This window comes from Alkalispirochaeta americana (assembly GCF_900156105.1).
Taxonomy (GTDB): Bacteria; Spirochaetota; Spirochaetia; order DSM-27196; family Alkalispirochaetaceae; genus Alkalispirochaeta; species Alkalispirochaeta americana.
The window spans coordinates 292,389-311,823 of the sequence record NZ_FTMS01000001.1; the positions used below are offsets into that span (position 1 = coordinate 292,389).

The 19,435-nt window shown below is 54.4% G+C and carries 32 protein-coding genes; all 32 read left to right on the top strand.

The features are described 5' to 3' along the window. The first annotated feature begins 307 nt into the window (after positions 1–307). The gene (gene tuf, locus BW950_RS01250; protein WP_076487466.1) at positions 308–1,498 is read left to right on the top strand and encodes an elongation factor Tu; all 1,191 of its coding nucleotides are present in this window, start codon (positions 308–310) and stop codon (positions 1,496–1,498) included. 70 nt (positions 1,499–1,568) lie between these two features. Beyond that, positions 1,569–1,877 (top strand): 30S ribosomal protein S10, encoded by a 309-nt coding sequence (rpsJ, locus tag BW950_RS01255; RefSeq protein WP_018527807.1) that lies wholly within the window; start codon positions 1,569–1,571, stop codon positions 1,875–1,877. A 13-nt stretch (positions 1,878–1,890) separates the two neighbouring features. Further along, complete coding sequence (gene rplC, locus BW950_RS01260) at positions 1,891–2,523, top strand: 50S ribosomal protein L3 (RefSeq protein WP_076487467.1); 633 nt, start codon at positions 1,891–1,893, stop codon at positions 2,521–2,523. 16 nt (positions 2,524–2,539) lie between these two features. Continuing rightward, positions 2,540–3,181, top strand: coding sequence for a 50S ribosomal protein L4 (gene rplD, locus BW950_RS01265; protein WP_076487468.1), 642 nt, complete (start codon positions 2,540–2,542; stop codon positions 3,179–3,181). Beyond that, positions 3,178–3,462 carry a 50S ribosomal protein L23 gene (locus BW950_RS01270; RefSeq protein ID WP_076487469.1) on the top strand — a complete coding sequence of 95 codons (285 nt, stop codon included), beginning with the start codon at positions 3,178–3,180 and terminating at the stop codon, positions 3,460–3,462. The genes rplD and BW950_RS01270 overlap by 4 nt, the downstream gene beginning before the upstream one ends. A 12-nt stretch (positions 3,463–3,474) precedes the next feature. Next, entirely contained in the window at positions 3,475–4,302 is an 828-nt protein-coding gene (rplB, locus tag BW950_RS01275; RefSeq protein WP_076487470.1) for a 50S ribosomal protein L2, read from the top strand. A gap of 9 nt (positions 4,303–4,311) precedes the next feature. After that, positions 4,312–4,593 (top strand): 30S ribosomal protein S19, encoded by a 282-nt coding sequence (gene rpsS / locus BW950_RS01280; RefSeq protein ID WP_018527812.1) that lies wholly within the window; start codon positions 4,312–4,314, stop codon positions 4,591–4,593. Between the two features lie 11 nt (positions 4,594–4,604). Next, positions 4,605–4,955, top strand: coding sequence for a 50S ribosomal protein L22 (gene rplV, locus BW950_RS01285; protein WP_076487471.1), 351 nt, complete (start codon positions 4,605–4,607; stop codon positions 4,953–4,955). Between the two features lies 1 nt (position 4,956). Next, positions 4,957–5,667 carry a 30S ribosomal protein S3 gene (gene rpsC, locus BW950_RS01290; RefSeq protein ID WP_076487472.1) on the top strand — a complete coding sequence of 237 codons (711 nt, stop codon included), beginning with the start codon at positions 4,957–4,959 and terminating at the stop codon, positions 5,665–5,667. Next, entirely contained in the window at positions 5,667–6,092 is a 426-nt protein-coding gene (gene rplP, locus BW950_RS01295) for a 50S ribosomal protein L16 (RefSeq protein WP_076487473.1), read from the top strand. The genes rpsC and rplP overlap by 1 nt, the downstream gene beginning before the upstream one ends. Before the next feature lies 1 nt (position 6,093). After that, the gene (gene rpmC / locus BW950_RS01300; protein WP_076487474.1) at positions 6,094–6,300 is read left to right on the top strand and encodes a 50S ribosomal protein L29; all 207 of its coding nucleotides are present in this window, start codon (positions 6,094–6,096) and stop codon (positions 6,298–6,300) included. A gap of 20 nt (positions 6,301–6,320) precedes the next feature. Then, on the top strand, positions 6,321–6,575 hold the full coding sequence (gene rpsQ / locus BW950_RS01305) for a 30S ribosomal protein S17 (protein WP_281109828.1): 255 nt from the start codon (positions 6,321–6,323) through the stop codon (positions 6,573–6,575). A gap of 13 nt (positions 6,576–6,588) precedes the next feature. After that, positions 6,589–6,957 carry a 50S ribosomal protein L14 gene (gene rplN / locus BW950_RS01310; protein WP_076487475.1) on the top strand — a complete coding sequence of 123 codons (369 nt, stop codon included), beginning with the start codon at positions 6,589–6,591 and terminating at the stop codon, positions 6,955–6,957. Between the two features lie 9 nt (positions 6,958–6,966). Beyond that, positions 6,967–7,275: a 50S ribosomal protein L24 gene (gene rplX, locus BW950_RS01315; RefSeq protein WP_076487476.1), complete on the top strand. Its 309-nt coding sequence runs from the start codon at positions 6,967–6,969 to the stop codon at positions 7,273–7,275. Then, positions 7,275–7,826, top strand: a complete 552-nt coding sequence (rplE, locus tag BW950_RS01320) for a 50S ribosomal protein L5 (RefSeq protein ID WP_076487477.1) — start codon at positions 7,275–7,277, stop codon at positions 7,824–7,826. Before rplX ends, rplE begins: the two co-directional genes overlap by 1 nt. 15 nt (positions 7,827–7,841) lie before the next feature. Then, positions 7,842–8,027, top strand: coding sequence for a type Z 30S ribosomal protein S14 (locus tag BW950_RS01325; RefSeq protein ID WP_076487478.1), 186 nt, complete (start codon positions 7,842–7,844; stop codon positions 8,025–8,027). A 9-nt stretch (positions 8,028–8,036) separates the two neighbouring features. Beyond that, the gene (rpsH, locus tag BW950_RS01330; protein ID WP_076487479.1) at positions 8,037–8,435 is read left to right on the top strand and encodes a 30S ribosomal protein S8; all 399 of its coding nucleotides are present in this window, start codon (positions 8,037–8,039) and stop codon (positions 8,433–8,435) included. Positions 8,436–8,448: 13 nt separating this feature from the next. Next, positions 8,449–8,988 (top strand): 50S ribosomal protein L6, encoded by a 540-nt coding sequence (gene rplF / locus BW950_RS01335; protein WP_076487480.1) that lies wholly within the window; start codon positions 8,449–8,451, stop codon positions 8,986–8,988. Positions 8,989–9,002: 14 nt separating this feature from the next. After that, positions 9,003–9,362, top strand: a complete 360-nt coding sequence (rplR, locus tag BW950_RS01340; protein ID WP_076487481.1) for a 50S ribosomal protein L18 — start codon at positions 9,003–9,005, stop codon at positions 9,360–9,362. Between the two features lie 23 nt (positions 9,363–9,385). Next, entirely contained in the window at positions 9,386–9,868 is a 483-nt protein-coding gene (gene rpsE, locus BW950_RS01345) for a 30S ribosomal protein S5 (RefSeq protein ID WP_076487482.1), read from the top strand. A gap of 3 nt (positions 9,869–9,871) precedes the next feature. Continuing rightward, complete coding sequence (rpmD, locus tag BW950_RS01350) at positions 9,872–10,051, top strand: 50S ribosomal protein L30 (RefSeq protein WP_076487483.1); 180 nt, start codon at positions 9,872–9,874, stop codon at positions 10,049–10,051. Further along, positions 10,048–10,512 (top strand): 50S ribosomal protein L15, encoded by a 465-nt coding sequence (gene rplO, locus BW950_RS01355; RefSeq protein WP_083943627.1) that lies wholly within the window; start codon positions 10,048–10,050, stop codon positions 10,510–10,512. The genes rpmD and rplO overlap by 4 nt, the downstream gene beginning before the upstream one ends. A gap of 5 nt (positions 10,513–10,517) precedes the next feature. Then, entirely contained in the window at positions 10,518–11,840 is a 1,323-nt protein-coding gene (secY, locus tag BW950_RS01360) for a preprotein translocase subunit SecY (RefSeq protein ID WP_076487484.1), read from the top strand. Positions 11,841–11,855: 15 nt separating this feature from the next. Then, a complete protein-coding gene (rpmJ, locus tag BW950_RS01365; RefSeq protein ID WP_076487485.1) occupies positions 11,856–11,972 on the top strand; it encodes a 50S ribosomal protein L36 in 117 nt (38 codons plus the stop codon). A gap of 3 nt (positions 11,973–11,975) precedes the next feature. Next, complete coding sequence (gene rpsM, locus BW950_RS01370) at positions 11,976–12,341, top strand: 30S ribosomal protein S13 (protein WP_076487486.1); 366 nt, start codon at positions 11,976–11,978, stop codon at positions 12,339–12,341. A gap of 15 nt (positions 12,342–12,356) precedes the next feature. Continuing rightward, positions 12,357–12,740 carry a 30S ribosomal protein S11 gene (gene rpsK / locus BW950_RS01375; RefSeq protein ID WP_076487487.1) on the top strand — a complete coding sequence of 128 codons (384 nt, stop codon included), beginning with the start codon at positions 12,357–12,359 and terminating at the stop codon, positions 12,738–12,740. A 25-nt stretch (positions 12,741–12,765) separates the two neighbouring features. Beyond that, positions 12,766–13,818: a DNA-directed RNA polymerase subunit alpha gene (locus tag BW950_RS01380; RefSeq protein WP_076487488.1), complete on the top strand. Its 1,053-nt coding sequence runs from the start codon at positions 12,766–12,768 to the stop codon at positions 13,816–13,818. Continuing rightward, positions 13,808–14,305, top strand: a complete 498-nt coding sequence (rplQ, locus tag BW950_RS01385; protein ID WP_076487489.1) for a 50S ribosomal protein L17 — start codon at positions 13,808–13,810, stop codon at positions 14,303–14,305. The genes BW950_RS01380 and rplQ overlap by 11 nt, the downstream gene beginning before the upstream one ends. A gap of 173 nt (positions 14,306–14,478) precedes the next feature. Further along, positions 14,479–15,837, top strand: a complete 1,359-nt coding sequence (locus BW950_RS01390) for an amidase (protein ID WP_076487490.1) — start codon at positions 14,479–14,481, stop codon at positions 15,835–15,837. Positions 15,838–15,875: 38 nt separating this feature from the next. Further along, a complete protein-coding gene (locus BW950_RS01395; RefSeq protein WP_076487491.1) occupies positions 15,876–17,270 on the top strand; it encodes a sensor histidine kinase in 1,395 nt (464 codons plus the stop codon). Beyond that, positions 17,267–17,956 carry a response regulator transcription factor gene (locus BW950_RS01400; RefSeq protein WP_076487492.1) on the top strand — a complete coding sequence of 230 codons (690 nt, stop codon included), beginning with the start codon at positions 17,267–17,269 and terminating at the stop codon, positions 17,954–17,956. Before BW950_RS01395 ends, BW950_RS01400 begins: the two co-directional genes overlap by 4 nt. Positions 17,957–18,091: 135 nt before the next feature. After that, positions 18,092–19,372 (top strand): ABC transporter substrate-binding protein, encoded by a 1,281-nt coding sequence (locus BW950_RS01405; RefSeq protein ID WP_076487493.1) that lies wholly within the window; start codon positions 18,092–18,094, stop codon positions 19,370–19,372. Positions 19,373–19,435: the final 63 nt, after the last annotated feature.

Consider the following 19,435-nt stretch of genomic DNA (forward strand, 5'->3'; position numbering starts at 1 on the left):
GACATGCCATTGCAATGATGGTATAGTCATCTATAAGTTTTCGGGATTATGTGCGTGCCGCCGGGTTTTTGGTGGCACGCAAACTGGCCCCGAGGAGCCAAACCGCAGGCTTTTGCCTGCAGGTGGCGCCGTACAGCTGTGGCCGTTGGCCTGGCAGACCCCTGCGGCTTCCTGTTCTTGACAACAAGAGCAATGGTTCCTTATAATCCAGTCCCAATTCAGATTACCGGTCGGGGGTTCCTTGCCGGTGCAGTCTGTGCGAACATTCAATTATTTTCGTCGTTGTAACGGTGCAAGGAGGATGGCGATGGCCAAGAGTAAATTCGAGCGAACAAAACCGCACGTAAACGTCGGTACGATCGGTCATGTTGACCATGGAAAGACAACGCTGACAGCAGCAATGACAATGGTGAGCGCTGCGCGCTACGGCTCCCGTGTCATGAGTTATGATGAGATCGACAACGCTCCCGAAGAAAAAGAGCGAGGTATCACGATCAACACACGGCACGTTGAGTATGAGACGGATGCCCGTCACTACGCTCATGTCGACTGTCCCGGGCACGCTGACTATGTCAAGAACATGATCACCGGTGCTGCCCAGATGGATGGTGCTGTGCTGGTTGTTGCTGCCACTGATGGTGCGATGTCCCAGACCCGGGAGCATATTCTGCTTGCTCGTCAGGTAGGTGTTCCCCGGATCATTGTTTTTATCAACAAAACCGATCAGGTTGATGATCCTGACATGATCGAGCTTGTTGAAGAAGAGGTTCGGGATCTCCTGAACTCCTACGATTTTCCCGGCGACGAAGTTCCTGTTATCAAGGGAAGCGCTTTTGTTGCAATGGAAAACCATGACGATGCCGAAAAGACCGAGAAAATCATCGAGCTTTTCAACGCCATGGACGAGTACTTTCCTGTTCCCGAGCGGGCCGTGGACAAGGATTTTCTCATGCCAATTGAGGATATCTTCTCCATTCAGGGTCGTGGAACGGTTGTTACCGGCCGTATCGAGCGTGGTATTCTTCGGGTTGGTGATGAGATTGAGATCGTGGGTATCCGCGATACCCAGAAGACCACCTGTACCGGTGTAGAGATGTTTAACAAGCTTCTTGATGACGGTCAGGCCGGTGATAACGTTGGTGCCCTGCTTCGGGGTATCGACAAAAAGGCTGTTGAGCGGGGTCAGGTTCTTGCGAAGCCTGGTTCGATCACTCCTCATACCAAGTTCAAGGGTCAGGTGTATGTCTTGAGCAAGGAAGAGGGCGGTCGTCATTCACCCTTCATGTCGGGTTATCGTCCCCAGTTCTACTTCCGGACAACCGACGTGACCGGGACTGTTATGTTGCCCGAGGACAAGCAGATGGTTATGCCCGGTGACAACACCGAGATTTCTGTTGAGTTGATCAAGCCGATCGCTATGGATCAGGGGCTGCGCTTCGCGATTCGCGAAGGTGGCCGAACGGTTGCCAGCGGTCAGGTGATTGAGGTCATAGAGTAAGCGGCTTTTCGGCCGTCGCCAGGCCTTGTTGCGGATGCGGCAAGGCCTGATTTTTTGTCTTGGAGGAACGATGACCGGCGATAAAATTCGCGTTCGTCTGCGTGGCTTTGATGTCCAGTTGGTTGATCAAAGTGCCGCGTCGATAGCGCAGACTGTTTTAAAAGCAGGTGCAACTGTGTCTGGTCCCGTGCCGCTGCCTACTCGCACTAACAAGTTTACCGTTTTGCGGTCGCCGCATGTAAACAAAAAGTCCCGGGAGCAGTTCGAGATGCGGACCCATAAACGGCTCATTGATATCATAGAGCCCTCTTCGGCAGTGATGGATTCCCTTATGAAGCTTGAGCTTCCTGCCGGCGTGGATGTAGAGATCAAGCAGTAACAGGAAGATAACGATGGTTGGTCTGATTGGAAAGAAAGTCGGAATGACTCAGGTCTTCGACGATTCGGGGCAGTTGATCCCTGTTACCGTCTTGAAGGTTGAGCCCAATGTGGTTGTTGCTCACCGGACGGTTGACCGCGACGGGTATTCCGCTGTGGTGCTCGGTGCAAATCCTCAGAAAGAATCGAGGATGACCAAGCCGGTGCTGGGGCAGTTTGCCGAGGGAATTCCGTCGATGCGCGATCTCTACGAGTTTCGTGATTTTGGCCGGGAGTGCGCCGTGGGTGATGCCCTTGGTCTTGATGTAATGCAAGATGTGGGATACGTGGATGTTACGGGGACCACAAAAGGAAAGGGTTTTCAGGGTGTCATGAAGCGCCATAATTTTGGCGGTGGCCGGAAAACTCACGGTTCAAAGTTTCATCGGGCGAATGGGTCCACTGGTATGGCTGCTTATCCTGCAAAGGTGATCAAGGGGACCAAGATGGCGGGTCGCATGGGCGGCGAGAGAAGTACCGTTTTGAGTCTTCGGGTAGTTAAAATCGATCAGGAAAATCAGCTGATCCTTGTAAGAGGAGCGGTGCCTGGTCGGAAGAACGCCGTTGTGCGTATTCGCCCGGCTGTAAAACGGCCCATGATCGGCTGAATAGAGGTTCGGAACGATGGATGTACAGGTAGTATCAACAGCAGGCAAGGAATTGCGTACCGTAAGCCTCTCGGAGCGGGTTTTTTCCCGAGACGTGAGTGATGGTGCGATTTATCACGCGATTCGAAATGAGCTTGCCAACAAGAGAGTAGGAACAGCTTCCACAAAGACACGAGGTTTCGTGAACTTTGGAGGGCGAAAGCCCTGGAGGCAGAAGGGGACCGGTCGTGCCCGTGCTGGCAGTCGGCGCTCCCCGGTGTGGGTTGGTGGAGGTACCGTTTTTGGTCCTCTTCCCCGGGATTACAGTTACCGTCTTCCGAAAAAGATGAAGCGGGCTGCCATGATGTCTATCCTTTCTCAGCAGATGCAGAGCGGTAATGTTCTTGTGGTTGAGGATTTCTCGGTTGAATCGGGAAAGACAAAGGATATGGTTGCTCTGGTGCGGAATCTTACCGATGCCCAGCGGGTAGTTCTGGTTACCGCGTCGGACGATCCCATGGTGAAGCGGTCAGCTCGTAACATTCCCTGGCTTCGTTTCCTTTCCTGGAATCGTCTGCGTGCGCACGATCTCTTTTATGCGCACAAGGTTGTAATGATGGAATCGGCAGCCACTGCTTTGGGCGACTTTTATGCAGCCCCTGCGGAGGAGAAGGAATGAATCCGGAACAGATTATTTTAGAGCCTATTCTCACGGAGAAGACCAACGGGATGCGCGAGGAGGGTGTGTATGCCTTTCGTGTTGACCAGCGGGCAAACAAGGTTCAGGTGAAGGGGGCTGTTTCGACGTTGTTTAATGTGCACGCTCAGGAGTGCCGGATTATCAACGTGAAGGGGAAGCCCAAGCGCACCAGGTCCGCCAAGGGACGAACGTCGTCCTGGAAAAAGGCGGTGGTAACTCTTGCAAAGGGTGAGCGCATCTCAATTTTTGAAGGTGCTTAAGAGAGGTTATTGATGGCAATTAAAACCTATAAGCCGATTACGCCCGGCTTGCGGTTCAAGACAACGTTGAAAAATGATGGTGTCACCGAGGGGAAGGCTCCCGAGCGGTCCCTCACGAAGGGAACGTCCTTCAAGGCGGGGCGTGACACCAACGGGCGTATCAGCGTTCGTCGCAAGGGTGGGCGGCATAAACGCCGCTACAGGGAGATCGACTTTAAACGGGACAAAATGAATGTTCCGGCGGTCGTGAAAGCGATTGAGTACGATCCGAATCGAAGTGCGAACATCGCTCTGTTGTGCTACGCCGATGGCGAGAAGCGGTATATTCTTGCTCCTCGTGGTTTGCAGCAAGGTCAGACGGTGGTGAGCGGGCAGAAAGTTTCCCCCGATGTGGGTAACTGCATGGCTCTGGAAAACATCCCTCTGGGAACGGTGGTTCACAACGTTGAGCTGCAATTGGGGAAGGGCGGCCAGTTGGCTCGTTCCGCAGGAACCTCTGCCACAATTGCTGCCGCCGACGGTGACTACGTGACGGTGAAGCTTCCTTCCGGTGAGATGCGAATGATCTTTCGTCGTTGCAGGGCTACGGTTGGTTCTGTCGGAAACGAGGATCATATGAATGTGACCCTCGGAAAAGCGGGGCGGGCGCGTTGGCTTGGTCGCCGACCAAAGGTTCGTGGTGTTGTCATGAACCCGGTTGATCACCCCCATGGTGGTGGTGAGGGCCGAACCAGTGGTGGACGCCATCCGGTGAGTCCCTGGGGTGTGCCCACCAAGGGCTACAAGACGCGGAAGAAGCGGAAGACTTCCGGCAATTTTATCGTGAAGAAGCGTAAGTAGGAGCATGGTGTGTCGCGTTCAATAAAAAAGGGACCGTTTATAGAAAAGAGTCTCTACCGTCGGGTGCTGGACATGAACAAGGCTGATCAGAAAAAAATGATCAAGACCTATTCGCGGACGTCCACGATTATCCCCGAGATGGTGGGGCTTACCATATCTGTGTACAACGGCAAGGCGTGGGTGCCGGTTTATGTGACGGAAAATCTTGTAGGGCATAAGCTCGGGGAGTTTTCTCCCACTCGATTGTTCCGGGGGCATGCCGGATCCGATAAGAAAGCCGGAAGACGGTAGAGGACGGTACGATGGGATACAAGGCAGTAGCCAAGTACGTTCGGATATCACCTTTTAAGGCACGGGTTGTTGCTGATCTCGTGCGTAGAAAGCCGTATCCGGAGGCAATCGCGATTTTGAATAACCTCCCGAACAAAGGGGCTGGTCTTATTCGTAAAGTTATTCAGTCGGCAGCAGCGAATGCGCTGAGTAACAATCGCAGTATGGATGAGGGAATGTTGTACGTCAGTGAGTTGTACATTGACGAAGGGCCCCGCTTGAAGCGTCTCTGGGTTCGCGGACGCGGACGGGCGGATATGTTGCTCAAGCGGATGAGTCACATCACGGCAGTTGTAGACCGCATAGACCAGGTGGGGGAGTAACGTGGGACAGAAAGTCAATCCGTATGGCATGCGCCTTGGGATAAACAAGACCTGGCGCTCTAAGTGGTATGTAGATCCCCGGGAATACGCGGATACGCTCCATGAAGATCTTCATCTGCGGAAGGTTTTGAACAACGCCCCTGAAACAAAGGGAGCTGACATCGCTGAGGTTGAGATCATTCGTCATCCCCAGCGGATAACCCTGGTTATCCATACCTCCCGGCCAGGTGTGATCATCGGGACCAAGGGTTCCAATATCGAGAAAATCGGGACTCGTCTGCAGAACATTGCAGGGAAAAAGATCCAGATCAAGATCAAGGAGATCAAGCGGCCTGAGACTCATGCCCAGGTTGTGGCGCTGAATATTGCCAGGCAGCTCAAATCTCGCGGATCATTCCGGCGGACGCTGAAGATGGCGGTAAACAACGCCATGAAAGGCGGTATCCAGGGAGTGAAGGTTCATATTTCCGGTCGCCTGGGAGGCGCGGAGATGTCCCGAAGCGAGCAGCAGAAAGCAGGACGGGTGCCGCTCCATACCTTGCGGGCCAACATTGACTACGGCTTCGCCGAGGCACTGACCACCTTCGGGACGATCGGTGTGAAGGTCTGGATGTTTCACGGCGAAGTTCTTTCTGCTGAGACCAAGCAGGACGCCGGCGCAGTTGTTCGAAAGAACCGGCGCGAGCGAAGCGGCGCGAGGAGTAGTGCATAATGCTGAGTCCAAAACGAGTAAGGTTCAGGAAGCGCCAGCGGCGCGTGAACCGTGACCTTCGCGGAGCAGCAACCCGGGGTAACTCGATTTCTTTCGGGGACTACGGGCTGGTTGCGCTCGAAGGGCAATGGCTGACGAACCGGCAGATTGAGGCCGCTCGTATCGCCATGACCAGAAAGATCAAGCGTGGTGGAAAAGTGTGGATACGGATTTTTCCTGATGTGCCCTACACAAAGAAGCCCGCTGAAACCCGGATGGGTAAGGGAAAGGGAAACCCCGAGCGGTGGGTTGCATCGGTAAAGTCCGGAACGGTTTTGTTCGAGCTTGCAGGGGTTGGTCACGAGCTTGCAGAAGAAGCGATGACCCTTGCTGCGAGCAAGCTGCCGATCAAGACGAGATTTGTGGCACGGAGAGGTGTGGAGTAATATGCGTAATTCCTTTCACGATCTGACGTTTGAGGAGCTTGTTGCCAAGCGGGAAGAACTCCGTCGCAAATATCTCGACGTGCGGATGGGCCACGTGGTGGGACATGTGGAGAATCCGTTGGAAAAGCGAACGTTGCGGCGGCAGGTGGCCCGATTGAATACGCTGATCTACAACCACCCTGACGTGCAAGTTAACGAGGGAGAGTAGACTGAATGGCAGTTCAGGTGATCAAGACAGAGGGTAGGAAAACTGCCCAGGGCCGTGTGGTAAGCAATAAGATGGATAAGACGATTGTGATTCGTGTCGAGGGTCGGCAGGTCCATCCCTTGTACAAGAAGTACGTCTCTTTTTCCAAAAAGGTGAAGGCTCATGACGAGTCTAACGAGGCAAATGTGGGGGATCTTGTTCGCATCGTCGAATCTCGCCCCATCAGTCGTGATAAACGGTGGCGCCTTGTAGAAATCGTTGAGCGGGCGCGTTAAGGGTGGTGATTGTATGATTCAGATGCAAACATTTTTGAACGTGGCCGACAACAGCGGTGCAAAAACCGTCCAGTGTATAAAAATACTTGGGGGAAGCAAACGGAAGTACGCTTCGGTCGGCGACATTATTGTGGTGGCTGTGAAGGATGCTTTGCCGAACGCACCGATCAAGAAAGGCTCTGTCGAGCAGGCTGTTATTGTCCGGACGTCGAAGGAGATTCGACGAAAAGACGGGACGTATATTCGTTTTGATGACAATGCCTGCGTGATCATCGACAAGGTCCAGAATCCCAAGGGAAAGAGAATCTTCGGTCCCGTGGCGCGGGAATTGCGCGACGCGAACCACATGAAGATAGTCTCGCTTGCTCCCGAGGTTTTGTAGGAGCGTTGTATGAAAACGAAGTTGAAGAAAGATGACACGGTGATGGTTGTCGCCGGAAAAGACAAAGGGAAGACCGGGAAGATCCTGAAGATCGACCGGGCAAAGAACCGGGTTCTCGTCGAGGGTGTTAACTTGGTGAAGAAAGCTCAAAAGAAGCGCAGCCAGGAAGACACCGGCGGAATCATTGAGCGCGAGGCTTCCATCGATATTTCGAACGTCATGTTCGTGGAAAAGGATGGGAAACCTTCCCGCTTGGGATATCGCGCTGAAGGTGATGCCAAGGTCCGGTTTTCTCGGCGAACGGGAGAAACGATCTGATGGCAACACATATTCCAGCGATGCGGAAGATTTTCAACGAGAAGATCACCCCGGAGCTTCAAAAAGAGTTTGGCTATACCTCGGTTATGCAGGTGCCCAGAATTGAGAAGATCGTTCTGAGCATGGGCGTAGGCGAAGCGATACAGAACAAGAAGGCCCTGGAAAACTCCCAGAACGAGTTGACCCTGATTGCCGGTCAAAAAGCTGTGCGAACGAAGTCGAAGAAGTCCATTGCGAACTTCAAGCTCCGTGACGGCATGGAGATCGGAACCAAGGTAACGCTTCGCAGTGACCGCATGTGGGAGTTTCTTGATCGTCTTGTGAACATCGCCTTGCCGCGTGTTAAGGACTTTCGGGGGATAAACCCGAACGGCTTCGACGGGAACGGAAACTATTCCCTGGGTATTGTCGAGCATATTATTTTCCCGGAGATCGACTATGACAAGATCGATCAGATCACGGGGTTGAATGTCGTCGTGGTAACTACTGCGAAGACCGATCAGGAAGCGCATGCGCTTCTTTCAAAATTGAACTTGCCATTCCGGAAGTAAGGAAGAGGGGGCTCGATGGCTAAGAAGTCACAGATAATTAGGGCGCAGCGAAAACCGAAATATTCGACACGGCGTGTAAACAGGTGTCGTATATGCGGAAGGCCTCGCGGCTATCTTCGCAAGTTTGAAATGTGCCGTGTGTGTTTCCGGAAGTTGGCAAGCGAAGGGTTAATCCCCGGTGTTACCAAGTCGAGCTGGTAGGAGAGAGTAATGAGTGTTTCTGATCCCGTAGCCGACATGCTTACCAAAATTCGGAACGCCAGTATGGCGCGGTTCGAGAAGGTGGATGTTACCCCTTCCAAACTGAAACTTGAGATCATCAAGATTCTGAAAAACGAAGGCTACATTAAAAACTTTAAGCGGGTGGCTCAGGATGATCGCGATACGATTCGCGTCTTTCTGAAGTATGACGACAAGCAGCAGCCGATCATTCACGGCATCAAGAAGATCTCGACTCCCGGACGACGGGTGTATACGGGGTACAAGAAGATGCCGCGGATACTGAATGGCTATGGAACATTGATCGTTTCAACCTCTACCGGTGTTACCACCGGGCGCAAGGCTGCTGAAAAGTGTGTCGGCGGCGAGCTGATCTGCTCGATTTGGTAAGGGAGAGTACGCAATGTCTCGAATAGGACGTTTGCCGATCGATGTGCCAAAGGGCGTGACGGTCACCGTAAACGATATGAACGTAACCGTGAAGGGTCCCAAGGGCGAGCTCAGTCAGCTTCTCCGCCCTGAGGTTTCTCTGGATATCCAGGAAAACTCCGTTGTGGTGAGTCGAAAGAACGACTCAAAAAAAGCCAAGGGTTTTCATGGACTGTATCGTCAGCTTGTTGCCAACATGGTTGCTGGCGTGACGCAGGGATTCAGCCGGACTCTTCTTATCAACGGAGTCGGCTACCGGGCTGAGGTGAAGGGAAATTCCGTCCTTCTTAACCTTGGGTACAGCAATCCCATTGAATATGTGATACCCGAGGGAGTTACCATAACCGGCGAAGGTGCAAACAAGCTGGTTATCCAGGGAATCGATAAGCAGCTTGTGGGTAAAACCGCGTCGGAGATTCGGAAAGTGCGTCCTCCCGAGCCTTACAAGGGCAAGGGTGTGAAGTACGAGGACGAATACATACGGCGTAAAGTCGGAAAGTCCGGTATAAAGTAGGCAGGTGAATCGATATGAAGCGAATAATTGAGAAGAACCGCCGCCGGGTCAAGCGAAAGACCCGGATACGAGGGCGCATCAAGGGTACTGCCGAGCGCCCGCGATTGACGGTGTTCCGGTCGAACCGGAATCTGTACGCCCAGGTCATAGACGATGTTTTGGGCCAGACCCTTGCTTCGGTTTCGACGGTTTCGGGAGAGTTCAAGACCATGGCTCCCCGCAAGGAAGATGCTGAGAAGCTGGGAGAGGCTCTGGGCAAAGACCTCGTGGCCAAGAATATTTCCGAGGTTGTCTTTGACAGGAACGGGTACCTGTATCACGGCGTGGTGAAAGCGCTGGCTGATGGGGCCCGTAAAGCGGGCGTCAAGTTTTAGGGGGTTGTTCCGTGGATCATGGAATGGAAAAAGAGTTTGCCGAGAAGCTCATTAAACTGAATCGTGTGGCGAAGGTAGTGAAGGGCGGTCGTCGTTTTTCCTTCTCCGCCCTGGTTGTGGTTGGCGATAAAAACGGCAGGGTCGGTTACGGTTACGGAAAAGCCAACGATGTTTCGGAGGCGATCCGTAAAGGTGTCGATCGGGCAAAACGCAGTATGATCGAGATCCCGCGGCAGAAGTTCAGCATACCCCATGAGGTAAACGGCCGGTTCAAAAGCGCCGAGGTGCTCTTGAAACCCGCTGCTCCTGGTACGGGGATCATTGCCGGTGGGCCCGTTCGCGCGGTTCTCGAGGTTGGTGGTGTGCACGATGTCTTGAGCAAGTCCATGGGAAGCCAGAACGCGATCAACATCGTAAAGGCTGTCTTTGCCGGTCTGGAAAGTCTCATGAATGCCCGGGAGGTTGCACGAAACCGTGGCAAGGGACTCAAGGAGATGTGGGGTTAAACTATGAAAGTGCGAATTACGCTCGTTCGAAGTCCCATCGGTCGAAAACCGGCACAGCGTCGGACTGTGGAGGCCTTGGGTCTTCGGAAGATCCGGCAGAGTGTGGAAAAAGAGTTGAACGCGCCCCTCCAGGGCATGATCGACAGAGTTTCCCATCTCGTGGAAGTTGAGGAAGTGCAATGAATATGATTCGAGTGCCTGCAGGTGCAGTGCGTAACCGGAAGCGCCTTGGTCGGGGAATAGGATCCGGCCTGGGAAAGACTTCCGGAAAAGGGCATAACGGACAGAACGCCCGTTCCGGAGGCGGCGTGCGGCCCGGTTTTGAGGGTGGTCAGATGCCGCTCTACCGGCGGATTGCTCGCCGGGGATTTTCCAACTACCGCTTCAAGGTCGAGTATCATCCGATCAATCTGGATGTGCTTTGCCAGTCTTTCGAATCGGGAGCAGTCGTCTCGCTGGAAGTCCTGAAAGAGCGGCGAATGGTGGGGAAGAACGTGAAGTTCGTCAAGATCCTTGCCCGGGGAGAGTGCTCACACCCTCTCACTGTTCAGGGGTTGGCCATCTCTGCCGGGGCAAAGGCAAAGATTGAGGCGGCGGGTGGTTCCGTTGTCGAAGCGGTGCGTGATACCGGCTCGGAAGGGTAAACTGTATGGCTTCGAATCCGATCGCTGATATTTTTCGAATTCGGGACCTGCGCGAAAGGGTTCTGTTTACTCTGGCCATGCTCGCGATTTATCGCCTTGGTGCAACGATTCCCATTCCCGGGATCAACATCAACGCGCTTCGCCTGTACTTTATGACCCAGGCTGGAACGGGAGTTTCTGTAACAGACTATCTGGATTTCTTCGCTGGGGGGGCCTTTTCCCGCTTCAGCATCTTCATGCTGGGTATTATGCCGTACATTTCAATGTCGATTATCATGCAGCTGATGCTGCTGGTATTCCCGGCGCTGAAAAAAATATCCGAAGAAGAAGGCGGTCGAAAGAAGATTCAGAACTATACCCGTTACGGGACGGTGGGAGTGGCTCTGCTCCAGTCTTTCGCGGTGACGGTCTACGCTGACAGCATCCCCGATGCGATCACTATCTCCCGGGGGCTCTATACCTTTGTTTCCATCCTGTCGGTCACGTCGGGAACGCTCTTCCTGATGTGGATAGGAGAACAGATCAACCAGCGCGGTATCGGAAACGGTATTTCGCTCCTGATCTTTGCCGGTATCGTTGCGCGCATGCCGAATGCCTTCTGGATTCTGATCCAGAGTGTTCGCAGCGGCGATCTAAACCCGGTTTTTCTCCTGGCGGTTATGGGGATGTTTGTAGGTGTAGTTGCTCTTGTGGTCTATGAACAGCGAGGGCAGCGGAAAATTCCGGTGCACTATGCCAAGAGGGTAGTTGGCCGCAGGATGTACGGGGCACAGAATACGTACGTGCCTTTCAAGATCAACCCCTCGGGGGTTATTCCGGTGATTTTTGCTTCCAGCATTCTCACCTTTCCTCTCCAGGTTGCGCAGGGGTTCGGGCCGGAAGTTCGCTGGCTTCAAAGAGTTGCCTTTTGGATGAGGCCCGACGGGAACCTCTACCTCTTTATATATACCGTCTTGATCGTGTTCTTTGCCTACTTTTACACTCAGGTGACGCTGAACCCGATTGAGATTTCCAAGAATATCCGCGAGAATGGCGGGTCGATACCAGGGATTCGCAGCGAGAAGATGGAAGAGTACTTCACGCGGGTATTGAACAGGATCATCCTCCCCGGAGCGATTTTCCTGGCCTTTATCGCGGTGATTCCCAGTCTGGTTCAGCGGTGGTTCAACTTTCCCATGGAAGTCGCCTTTCTGATGGGAGGAACATCGTTGCTGATCATGGTGGGAGTCGACCTTGATTTGATGTCGCAGATAGAGGGGCATCTCAGGATGCATCATCACGAAGGACTGACCAAGCGCGGTCGGATTAAGTCAAGACGCAGTTTGTAGTCGAAGGATGGTTTGATGAAAGTTCGTGTCAGTGTAAAACCAATTTGTGCCGGGTGCAAGATTATCCGACGGCGTGGTGTCGTTCGTGTGATTTGCAGTAATCCAAAGCACAAACAACGGCAGAAGGGGTAAGGGATGGCTCGTATAGCAGGAATCGATCTTCCCAACAAGCACGTCGACGTTGCGTTGACGTATATATACGGGATCGGCCGTTCCTCGGCAATTAATATTTGCAAGACGGCAAGTATTGATGCCGAGCGGCGAATCAACGATCTCTCGGCGGAAGAGTTGAATACGCTTCGGCAAATTATAGAGAACGATTATACCGTAGAGGGACGTTTACGTACTCTGGTCTCGCTCAATATTAAACGGCTTATGGACATCGGATCCTACCGGGGACTTCGTCACCGGAAAGGGTTGCCTGTCCGGGGGCAGCGGACGCGCACAAACGCCCGTACCCGCAAGGGTAAGCGGAAGACCGTTGCTGGTAAGAAGAAATAGGGAGGCGAGAGAACTTTGGCAAAAATTGCAAAGAAAAAGAAAGAGAAAAAATCTCTCTACGAAGGACGTGTGGTTATTCAGGCCACATTCAACAATACCATTGTGACGATCTCCGATATGAACGGAAACGTCGTCTCCTGGAGCAGCGCAGGATCCCTGGGTTTCCGGGGCGCAAAAAAGTCTACTCCCTTCGCGGCACAGACAACGGCAGAAACGGCTGCTCAGAAAGCTCTGCAGTTTGGCTTGCAGGAAGTCCACGTCTTTGTGAAAGGTCCGGGGATCGGTCGGGAATCTGCTGTCCGTTCATTGGGGCAACTCGGTTTGAGAGTGCGCTCCATTGAGGATATCACAGCGATTCCTCACAATGGATGTCGACCGCGAAAAAGCCGACGCGTGTAATCACGGCTTCTATAAGGAGATTGGAATGGCTCGAAAAGCTCTTCTCAAGGGTTTTAAACGGCCCAAAAATATATCGTTTGAACCCAGCGGATCGACTCCCGATTACGGCACCTTTGTAGCCTATCCCTTCGAAAGGGGATATGGGACGACCGTGGGGAACTCGCTTCGCCGGGTTCTCCTGAGTTCCATTCCGGGTTACGCAGTAACGGCTCTCCGGGTGACGATGTACGATTCCGAGGGAAACCAGCGGATGCTCTCCAGCGAGTTCGAGCCGATTCCGGGTGTTCAGGAAGATACTCCGGATATCGTGAACAAGTTGAAGCGGCTGCAGGTTGCTCTGCCCGATTCGATGGATCAGAAGGTTCTCTTTCTTGAGTTCTCCGGTCCTCAGACGGTAACAGGGGCGTCCTTTTCGGCAGAGGGTGTGGAAATCTCCAACCCCGATCTGCCCATCATGACCCTCATGGAAGATGCCCGGTTTGATATGGAGATCCAGATTGATCTTGGGCGAGGGTATGTACCTGCTGAGGCCAGTGAAGAGTACCTGGACGGAGTGGGGACGATCGCCGTGGACGCGATGTTTTCTCCGGTCAAGAGGGTGAAGTTTTCCATTGATAATGCCCGGGTGGGCCAGCGCAACGATTATGATAAGCTGATCCTGGATGTCTGGACCGACGGAACAATCTCTCCCGTTGATGCCGTGGGCGAAGCGGCGAAGATTGCGAAGGATTATTTTGACGTCTTCATTAACTTCAATGAAGATGAGGTAGGTCGGGACGATGACGAAGACGAGGACATGAAGTTTGTCCGCCAGATCCTGAGCACCCCCGTGGAAGAGCTGGAGCTCTCCGTTCGGGCCAGCAACTGCCTCAAGAACGCAAACATCAACACCCTGGGTGATCTGACACAGCGCACCGAGGACGAGATTGCGAAGACGCGGAACTTTGGGAAGAAGTCTCTTCAGGAGATTAAAGAGAAGTTGGACGAATGGGATCTTGGTTTGGGGATGACCGATTATTCGGCACTGAAAGAGAACCCTATATTCCTCAAAAAGAAGGAAGAGCAGAATGAAGCATAAGATCGGATATAATCGGTTGGGGCGCAAAACAGCCCATCGAAAGGCCATGACTCGGAATATGCTCACTTCGTTTTTTCGGCATGAGCGTATCAAAACCACGAAGGCAAAAGCTCTGGTGGTGCGGCGTGCAGCGGAAAAGATGATTACCCGTTCCCGGGTGGATAGTGTCCATAACCGGCGGATGATCGCCCGCGATATCAAAGACAAGGCTGTCTTGGCAAAACTCTTTACTGATATCGCCCCGCGCTACCTTGAGCGTCCCGGTGGATATACGAGGATTCTCAAGCTTGGCCCCCGGCACAGCGATGCGGCCGAAATGGTGATCCTTGAACTGGTCGCCGATGAGGTCGAAAAAAAGGTCGAGGGAAAGAAAAAGGCCGCCAAGAAAGTGGCCCCTGTGGTTGAGGCACAACCCGAGGAAGCACCCGCTGAGACTGTTGAGGCCGAGTCCGGAGAGGACAAAGCCGAGGCGACTCCGGCGGAATAACCTGCGGGTATATCCTTCGGGACACACGAAATCGGGTGAAGCCGGGTTTTCCGTTCTTGACGGGTATCTGGCTTCCCGGACGTTAGGTCTTGATCTTTTGAAAGCAGCTCTCAGGGGCTGCTTTTTTTATTCGATGATGAGCCGATTGGTATCCTGACAAAGGAGTTTTCGTTATGCGTGATCTATACCGCCCCCTGGACGAAGGGATCGTCCGGCGATCTCTGGAAGACTGGAAGCGCCTGTGGCACGAAGACCCCTCCCGCTGGGTAAAGGAATTGCGGGACCGGCCAGCCCGATACGATCGGGCTCTTTGGCGGAGAGCTTTCCGGAGCTGGTGGAACGAAATCCCCCGGGAGGAGTCAGATCTTCCTCTTCAGGGAGTGCCTGTGGCTGTGAAGGACCTCTTCGATGTAGCAGGGGATGTGACGGGATGCAGTTCCCGGGTGCTTCTGGAAGCCCTCTCTCCCGGACCGGCCCGCAGAGATGCTCCCCTGGTGCAGCGTCTGCGGGAGAAGGGCGCCTTTCTGGCAGGACGGACCCAGATGAACGAGTTCGCCTACGGATTGGACGGAAAGAACGCATCCCAGGGTGACTGCCCTCATCCTCTGGACAGCAATCTCATCCCGGGGGGGTCTTCGAGCGGTTCGGCCTGGGCCGTTGCCGCCGGTATTGTGCCTGTAGCCCTGGGGAGTGATACGGGCGGCTCTATCCGGGTGCCTGCAGCACTGTGCGGTCTCTGGGGGTTCCGGCAGGGGTGGAAAAAAGAAGAGCTTCAGGGGGTGTTCCCCCTGGCTGCATCCTTTGACACGGTGGGGTGGTTCTGTGCCGGCCCTCGGGACATGCAGTTTCTTCTGAAAGAACTCCTTCCTTCGGGAGATGGTTCGGGAAAGAATGAAGGGCCTTCCCCCGGGGCTGTGCGCTTTTTCTCCTACACGCCCAGGGAAGTGGTTCTGGACGAGACAGTCCGCCGGGCCCGGGAGGACTGGGAAAAAAATCTCTCCGAGGGACCATCCCCGGTTATGGTGGAAGCTCTGCCGGATGCCTGGCGGATCAGACTTGATGCAGTCATGGAACATGCCCTGGACGCCTATAATGTGATCTGTTCCCGGGAAGCCTGGCTGTGCCATGAACCCTGGCTCGATCTCCATCGGGACTACTACGATCCCCTGGTCTGGGCGTTGATCGATCGAGGTCGTCACTGGAGCGAAACCCGCGTCTCCCGGGCCCGGGAAGTGATTTCAGAGGTTGTTCAGGTGGTGGAGGAGATTTCTGCTGCGGGAGACGGGCTCCTCCTTCCGTCGGTGGCCACGCCTACTCCCGATGGGGCATCGTTGGGGCAGGAATACCGGGAGACCACCTTGCGCCTTAATATGGCGGGATCTCTGACGGGCTTCCCGGCCCTGGCCGTCCCCCTCCATACGGGAGGAATCAGGAGCTGCGGGGTCCATCTTCTGGTTCCTCCGGGATCGGAAGGAGTGTTCCAGACCGTTCTGGACGCCCTGGCGCCTCGGGAGAGGAGACTCCGCAGGTAAGGCCGGGGGGTCTGCACCCCGAGGAAGGCATCCAGGGGATGACAGCCATTCAGGATGGCGAGGGTATCAGAAACTTAGAGAAGGAAAAAAGCGCTGGTTTTCTTCTGGCATCAGGTATACCATTGATCGGCATGAGGCCCCTCCCCTGGTTTCTGCGAATTTCTTCCGGAGGATTGTTCTCTCACCCTCCACGGAATACTCCCTGGGTACTTTGCGCACTTTTTTTTTCTGCCTGGGGAATCGCCATGGTGGCCTTTCAGGAATTCCCTGCGGGGTTTTGGCAGGATGTCCTTCTTCTCGGAGTTCTTGCAGGAGGGCTGCTGGTGCTGCTCCTTCTGGGCTATTCTCCCCTCCTGCTTGGCCTGGCGGTCTTTGTCCTCTGGCTCCTGGCGGTGTATCTCAGCTTTTCTCTTCCTTCGCCGGGAGCGGCGCCCCTGTTGCCGCTTTTGGGGGCAGCAACGTTGCTCTCGGTGGTGCGAAGCAGCACAAGAGGCGTTGTTCTAACGGTAACGATGCTGGGCTGTTTCATCTTTGCGGCCTATCCTGTTGTGGTAACCTACAATCATAGCGTTGCAGGGCTTGATCTGGCCGGCCGGGTTTTGCTGGCCGGGCCTGCCCTGGTGTTACACCTTGTGGCAAGGCTCTCGGCACGGATAGAGCAGACCCTGGAGCGGGAGCGGCAAAAGAACCTTCAGCTGGAGAAGACCGTCGGAGTTCTGTCCAGGGCCAACGTGGGATTTCAGCAATACGCCCAGAATCTGGAGGTTCGTTCCCGCGATGAAGAGCGAAAGCGGATAACCCGGGACCTCCACGACACGATCGGGTACATGATCAGCGCGATCACCGTGATGCTGGATGCGGCCTTGGGGTTTTTGCACTCCTCCCCCGAGCGCTGCGCCGAGGTCCTGCAGAAAGCCCGGAATCATGTGGATGCAACCCACCAGGAGACACGGACCGCTCTCCATGCCCTGCATTCTCTGGAGAGCGCCACTGCCTTCGGGGTGGAAAATATCCATGAGATTGCCAAGTCCTTCGGGGCCGCCACGGGAGTGAAGGTCGAAGTCTTTTTCAGCAACGTTGCAAAAACCTACGGCGGAGTCGTGGATGCAACGATGTACCGTTTTGTCCAGGAGGCTCTGGTCAATGCCTTTCGTCACGGGAAGGCCAAAAATATTCAGGTGGCGCTCTGGCACCACCCGGGAGAGCTCCAGGTCTACGTCCGGGACGACGGGGAAGGTTCTTCCGACCTGGAAGAGGGAATCGGCTTTCTGGGAATGCGGGAGCGTCTTTCCCAGGTGCAGGGACAGCTTGCCTACGAGACCCTGAAAAGCGGGTTTCGCGTAACCGCACGCATACCGGTAGAGCCAAACCCGGAGGCCGGTAAAGCCAGGAAAGACGCCCCTGAGGGAACCCTGAAGGAGGAGGAACGATGAAAATCCGTGTTCTGCTCGTGGACGATCAATTGCTCTTTGTGGAAAACCTGAAGCTGGTCCTGGAGGCAAACGCCTCCGATGTGGTTGTGGCAGGAATAGCCCGGGACGGCCTTGAGGCGGTTCGCATGGCGAAAGAACTCCTTCCCGATGTGATCCTCATGGACGTGCGCATGCCGAAACTTGATGGGGTTGGAGCTGCTTCCAGGATTCTTGAGATTCTCCCCCGGGTGGCGATCATTATGCTGACTGTTTTCGATGAAGACGATTACGTTCTGGAGGCGCTTGAGCAGGGGGCGACAGGGTATCTGCTTAAAAATACCAAGCCCGAAACGCTCATCTCCTCTGTCAGGGCTGCCCACGAGGGAGCCGTGCTGATTTCTCCCTCGGTTGCCCAAAAGCTGGTTGCCTCGGGGGGCGGGGCCCGGCACGGCAATGCCCACTCGCCGGCTCCCTGGGTGAAAGAGCTCTCCAGCAGGGAGCGGGCAGTGCTTCTCCTCCTGGCGGAACACCGCAGTAATTCCGAGATGGCCCGGGAACTGGGCATTTCCGCTGCCACCATTCGTAATTACGTAAGTGCTCTCTATGATAAGATGGGAGCCGACGACCGGTTTCACGCCCTGCGGATGGCTTCGGAGAACCGGGTCTTTCTTCTTGATCCCGAGCAAATTTCTTCACATCTATCCTGAAATCGTGACTTTTGTCATACCCTCTTGAGGATATCCTGTGACATTAATCACTTTGTGATTTTCCGAAAGAGCCCTAGGATCTGAAGATGGGGTCATTCTTCGCAATGGTCCCGGAGAATAATAAGGGGGAGAGAGATGAGAAAAGGAACAACCTTGATTGTTGTTGCGTGTATCGCTCTGGCCTTGGGAGCCTGCGGTAACGGTGGTTCGGCTCAGAGGAAAACAGAGCCCGGTCTGGTGCGGCTCACGTTCTATTACCCGGTGGGGGTGGCAGGACCTCTGGCACGGGTGATGAACACCTATGTAGAGGAGTTTAACGACCTTCATTCCGACATCGAAATTGTGCCTGTTTATTCTGGCGACTACGATCCCACCATGCAAAAAGTTCAAACCGCCGTTATGGGGGGCAACCCTCCCGATCTGTTTATTGTAGAGATATCCGAGTTGCCGACACTCCTTGCGATGAACGGAATTGAGCCCTTGAGCTCCTATGCATCCCCGGAGTTTCTTGCTGACTTTTTCCCGGCCTTTATGGAGAACAGCTACGATGAAGAGGGCGAGCTCTGGGGAATCCCCTTCCAGCGAAGCACGCCGGTTTTTTACTGGAACAAGGAGCATTTTGCCGAAGTGGGACTTGATCCTGATCGTCCCCCCGAGACGTGGCAGGAGGTTCGGGACTTTGCAGGAAAGCTGAACCGCCCCGGACGGCACGGTGTCACCATCTCCGGAGGTTGGGATGATTGGCTCTTCCAGGGGTTTGTCCGTCAAAACGGATCGGAACTGATCAACTACCGGGAGCGACGAGTCAATTTGAACTCTCCCGAAGCGGTGGAAGCCCTGGAGTTTTGGGTAGCGCTTACTCAGGAGGACAAGGTTGCTCCGCCCCACAGCACCTGGGCTTCGACTCCCCCGGATTTTGTCGCTGGCCAAACCTCCATGCTCTACCATTCCACGGGAGTTCTGAGTTTCCTCCGAAGTTCTGCCCAGTTTGATTTTGGTGTTGCCTTCATGCCCGGAAACGTGCGTTACGGTGCCGAAGTGGGAGGCGGGAACATCCATATGGGACGGGGAATACCCGAAGCAAACCGAAGGGCGGCGTGGACGTTCATCGAGTTTCTGACAACACCCGAGATGGCGGCTCGCTGGAGTCGGGATTCGGGGTACGTCTCGGTTCGGGCCTCTTCCTATGATTTGCCTGATATGAAGGAATACACCGAGCAGTATCCGGAATATCTGGTGGCCCGGGACCAACTGGACTACGCCTCAGGAAAAATGATGGCCCCTGCCTTTCAGGAGATCCGGGAGTACCTGAAATCAGCCCTGAACGAATCAACGGCGGGAAATATGACGCCCCGGGTTGCTTTGGATCGCGCCCAGCGTCAAGCAGAAAATCTGCTCAAAGAATGGCTTCCTTAAACGGACTACCACAGCACTGACCGTTTATGTTTTCCGGCGTGCGGCGCTGCTGCCGCGCCGCAC

Excerpts from the sequence above, each read along its gene's own strand:
- rplP (WP_076487473.1), top strand. The coding sequence starts at position 5,667 with ATGCTGAGTCCAAAACGAGTAAGGTTCAGGAAGCGCCAGCGGCGCGTG.
- tuf (WP_076487466.1), top strand. The coding sequence starts at position 308 with ATGGCCAAGAGTAAATTCGAGCGAACAAAACCGCACGTAAACGTCGGT.
- BW950_RS01270 (WP_076487469.1), top strand. The coding sequence starts at position 3,178 with ATGAATCCGGAACAGATTATTTTAGAGCCTATTCTCACGGAGAAGACC.
- rplD (WP_076487468.1), top strand. The coding sequence starts at position 2,540 with ATGGATGTACAGGTAGTATCAACAGCAGGCAAGGAATTGCGTACCGTA.
- rpmJ (WP_076487485.1), top strand. The coding sequence starts at position 11,856 with ATGAAAGTTCGTGTCAGTGTAAAACCAATTTGTGCCGGGTGCAAGATT.
- rplN (WP_076487475.1), top strand. The coding sequence starts at position 6,589 with ATGATTCAGATGCAAACATTTTTGAACGTGGCCGACAACAGCGGTGCA.
- secY (WP_076487484.1), top strand. The coding sequence starts at position 10,518 with ATGGCTTCGAATCCGATCGCTGATATTTTTCGAATTCGGGACCTGCGC.
- rpmC (WP_076487474.1), top strand. The coding sequence starts at position 6,094 with ATGCGTAATTCCTTTCACGATCTGACGTTTGAGGAGCTTGTTGCCAAG.
- BW950_RS01400 (WP_076487492.1), top strand. The coding sequence starts at position 17,267 with ATGAAAATCCGTGTTCTGCTCGTGGACGATCAATTGCTCTTTGTGGAA.
- rplF (WP_076487480.1), top strand. The coding sequence starts at position 8,449 with ATGTCTCGAATAGGACGTTTGCCGATCGATGTGCCAAAGGGCGTGACG.
- rplO (WP_083943627.1), top strand. The coding sequence starts at position 10,048 with ATGAATATGATTCGAGTGCCTGCAGGTGCAGTGCGTAACCGGAAGCGC.
- rplX (WP_076487476.1), top strand. The coding sequence starts at position 6,967 with ATGAAAACGAAGTTGAAGAAAGATGACACGGTGATGGTTGTCGCCGGA.
- BW950_RS01380 (WP_076487488.1), top strand. The coding sequence starts at position 12,766 with ATGGCTCGAAAAGCTCTTCTCAAGGGTTTTAAACGGCCCAAAAATATA.
- rplC (WP_076487467.1), top strand. The coding sequence starts at position 1,891 with ATGGTTGGTCTGATTGGAAAGAAAGTCGGAATGACTCAGGTCTTCGAC.
- rpsE (WP_076487482.1), top strand. The coding sequence starts at position 9,386 with ATGGAAAAAGAGTTTGCCGAGAAGCTCATTAAACTGAATCGTGTGGCG.
- rpsH (WP_076487479.1), top strand. The coding sequence starts at position 8,037 with ATGAGTGTTTCTGATCCCGTAGCCGACATGCTTACCAAAATTCGGAAC.
- BW950_RS01390 (WP_076487490.1), top strand. The coding sequence starts at position 14,479 with ATGCGTGATCTATACCGCCCCCTGGACGAAGGGATCGTCCGGCGATCT.
- rpsM (WP_076487486.1), top strand. The coding sequence starts at position 11,976 with ATGGCTCGTATAGCAGGAATCGATCTTCCCAACAAGCACGTCGACGTT.
- BW950_RS01325 (WP_076487478.1), top strand. The coding sequence starts at position 7,842 with ATGGCTAAGAAGTCACAGATAATTAGGGCGCAGCGAAAACCGAAATAT.
- BW950_RS01405 (WP_076487493.1), top strand. The coding sequence starts at position 18,092 with ATGAGAAAAGGAACAACCTTGATTGTTGTTGCGTGTATCGCTCTGGCC.
- rplV (WP_076487471.1), top strand. The coding sequence starts at position 4,605 with ATGGGATACAAGGCAGTAGCCAAGTACGTTCGGATATCACCTTTTAAG.
- rpmD (WP_076487483.1), top strand. The coding sequence starts at position 9,872 with ATGAAAGTGCGAATTACGCTCGTTCGAAGTCCCATCGGTCGAAAACCG.
- rplE (WP_076487477.1), top strand. The coding sequence starts at position 7,275 with ATGGCAACACATATTCCAGCGATGCGGAAGATTTTCAACGAGAAGATC.
- rplB (WP_076487470.1), top strand. The coding sequence starts at position 3,475 with ATGGCAATTAAAACCTATAAGCCGATTACGCCCGGCTTGCGGTTCAAG.
- BW950_RS01395 (WP_076487491.1), top strand. The coding sequence starts at position 15,876 with ATGACAGCCATTCAGGATGGCGAGGGTATCAGAAACTTAGAGAAGGAA.
- rplR (WP_076487481.1), top strand. The coding sequence starts at position 9,003 with ATGAAGCGAATAATTGAGAAGAACCGCCGCCGGGTCAAGCGAAAGACC.
- rpsJ (WP_018527807.1), top strand. The coding sequence starts at position 1,569 with ATGACCGGCGATAAAATTCGCGTTCGTCTGCGTGGCTTTGATGTCCAG.
- rplQ (WP_076487489.1), top strand. The coding sequence starts at position 13,808 with ATGAAGCATAAGATCGGATATAATCGGTTGGGGCGCAAAACAGCCCAT.